Source organism: Longimicrobiaceae bacterium, assembly GCA_035936415.1.
Lineage (GTDB): Bacteria > Gemmatimonadota > Gemmatimonadetes > Longimicrobiales > Longimicrobiaceae > JAFAYN01.
On the sequence record DASYWD010000150.1, the window covers coordinates 1 to 2,855 of the forward strand.

The 2,855-nt window shown below is 77.1% G+C and carries 2 protein-coding genes; both read right to left on the bottom strand.

Going from position 1 to position 2,855, the window contains the following annotated elements:
* Window positions 1–608, bottom strand: a 608-nt coding sequence (locus VGR37_05870; protein ID HEV2146906.1) for a PAS domain S-box protein, incomplete at its 3' end; no start/stop codon positions are given.
* 230 nt (window positions 609–838) lie between these two features.
* Window positions 839–2,855: ATP-binding protein (locus VGR37_05875; GenBank protein HEV2146907.1), on the bottom strand; the 2,017-nt coding region annotated here is incomplete at its 5' end.

Genomic DNA, 2,855 nt, shown 5'->3' on the forward strand with positions numbered 1-2,855 from the left:
GCGCGGGCCACCGCCTCGCGCGCCGGCCTGCGGTGCTCCGCAACCAGGAAGGCGAACAGGGGGCGCGCGGCGAGGTTCCGCTCCCCGGCCAGGGCCTGGAACGCGGCGTTTGCGCCGGTGATGGTCCCCTCGAGGCTGAGGGTGCACGCCGCGTCCGGGGTGTGCTCGAAGAGGGAGCGGTAGCACTCCTCGCGCTCCTGCAGCCGCCGCTGCGCCTCCCGGGAGGCGGTCTGGTCGCACACCACCACCCCCAACTCGCCGCCGGGGCCGGGGAGCGGGTACAGGACGCGGCGCCCCCAGAGGCGGGTCCCGTCCTTCCGGATCCACCACCCCTCCGCCTGCACCCGCCCGGACGCGGCCTCCTCCACCTCGCGGTAGGGCGCGCCGGAGCGCAGCTCCTCCGCCGGGTAGAACACGGAGAGGTGCCTCCCCAGCGCTTCCTCGCGCGAGTACCCGCCGATCCGCTCCGCCCCCGCGCTCCATTCGATGATCCGCCCCGCGCGGTCGAGCGTGAGCAGCGCGTGGTCTTCCGCGAGCCCCTCCAGCCCCGGAAGCGGCGCGTCCCGCCGGGGCACGAGGTGGACGATGGAGAGGGCGTCGGTCGCCATGGAGGCCGCCAGGTGGGGACGGTTAAAGTGGGCCGCGCCGGAGGGGGTACCGCTCCGGGCGGCCGAACGGGGCTCGTTCAGCATGCGTAGCGGCTTCGCATCCCCCGTGCCGCGCCGCCGGCCCGGAGGCGAGCGCACAAGTGCCTGTGCCTCGCGCACTTGCACGAAAAACGCCGGGCGCTCCCCGCGCCCGGCGTGCATCGACTCGTTACAACCGTGCCCGGCCGTGGCTACACGGGCTCGGCGGGCACGTCGGCTCGGGGGAGAGTGAAGTAGAAGGTGCTCCCCTCCCCCGGGCGGCTCTCGGCCCAGATGCTCCCCCCGTGCGCCTCCACGATCCCGCGGGCGATGGCCAGCCCCAGCCCGGCCCCGCCGCCGCGCCGCGCGCGGGGCGCCCGCCAGAAGCGGTCGAACACGTGCGGGAGGTGCTCGTCCGCGATCCCGGGGCCCGTGTCGGAGAGGGCGAAGCGGACCTGGCGCTCCCCGGCCTCGGCCGAGAGCACCACGGCGCCCCCCTCCGGGGTGTGGCGGATGGCGTTCCCCAGCAGGTTGGAGAGGACCTGGAGGACCCGCTCGTGGTCGGCCAGGACGGGCGGGGCGTCCGGGGGGATGCGGACGCGCATGACCAGCGACTTTTCTTCGGCCAGGGGGGCGTGCAGCTCCAGCGCCTCCAGGAGCAGGTCGGCCGCGGGCTCGGGGGCGGGCTCCACCGGGAGGCTGCCCGCCTCCACGCGCGCCACGTCCAGCAGGTCCAGGATGAGGCGGCGCATCCGCTCCGCGGAAAGGGCGATCCCCTCCACCTGCCTGCGCTCGGCGGCGCGCCCCCCGTCGGCGGCCCACGCCCGGAGCAGGACGTCGGAGCTGAAGCTGATGACGTTGAGCGGGTTGCGCAGGTCGTGCGAGACGATGGCCAGGACCTCGTCGCGGAGCCGCGCGGCGGTCTCGGCGGCGCGGTAGAGGCGCACGTTGTCCAGCTCCATGGCGATGCGGCGCGCCATGTCCTGCGCGAAGAGCAGGTCCTCGCGGTCGTAGCGCCGCCGGGAGGCGGCGGTGGCGAGCGTCAGCGCGCCCAGGATCCGTCCGCGCGCGGAGAGCGGGACCACCAGGACGGAGCGTACCCCCGGGGGGAGCCCCCCGCGCGCCTCGCCGTCCGCGAACAGCTCGCGCAGCTCCTGCGTCCCGGCCTCCGGGACCAGCACCGGCTCGCCGGTGCGGATGGCCCGCACCACGGGGTGCGTCCCGGGCCCGGCGTCCGCGGGGAACCCCTCGGGGGCTACGTGCCCGGCGGGGCCGGTGTGGACCAGGGCCACGCGCACCACGGAGCCGTCCGGGCGCACCTCGTCGATGCGGCAGTAGTCGGCCAGGGTGGGGACGGCCAGGTTCGCCAGGCTGGCGAGGATGGCGCGCAGCTCGTCGGGGGAGTAGTCGAAGGCGGCGTGGAGGAGCTCGCTGGCGTAGGCGAGCACGGTGGAGCGCCGCTCCGCGCGCTCGGCGCGGGCACGGGCGGCCTGCTCCAGGATGAGGAGCTGCTCGCGGTCCCGCTCGCCGGTGCGCCGCTCGGTCACGTCCGCGACCGCCACCACCGCCCCGCACACCTCGCCGTCCGGGCCGCGCACCGCCGCGCCCGTGAGGCTCACCTCCACCGGCGTCCCGTCCTTGCGGCGCCGGAAGCCCTCCAGCGTGGCCGCGGCCCCGCCCTGGAGCGCCCGGCGCAGGAACGCCTCGAATTCCGGTCGCCGCCCGGGGGGCGACAGCGGCCAGGGCCGCCCGACGACCTCGTCGGCGTTCCACCCCAGGATCTGCTCGGCGGCCCGGTTCCACAGGGTGACGCGCCCCTCCGGGTCGAGCCCCGCCACCGGGACCGGCACCGCGTCCACCGCCTCGCGCAGCGCGCGGACCGTCTCCTCCAGCGCCTCGGCTTCCCGGAGCGCGGTCACGTCCACGAGGACGCCGGCGAGCCGCCCGCCCCGCCCCGGCCCGGCCGTGTCCCGGACCCGCACCACGGTGCCGTCGCCGCGGGTCATGCGGTACTCCAGCTCGTGCACCTCGGCGCGCGCGGCGGCCTCCCGCCGCCGGGCCACGGCGGCGGCCCGGTCGTCCGGATGCACGCTGGCGAGCCAGAAGTCCGCGTCCGCGGTCCACAGGCCGTCCGCGCACCCCAGGAGACGCCCGGCCCCGGGCCCCACCCAGGTGAAGCGGAGCGTCTCCGGGTCCGCCTCCCACGCCACGGCGCCCGCCGCCTCGGAC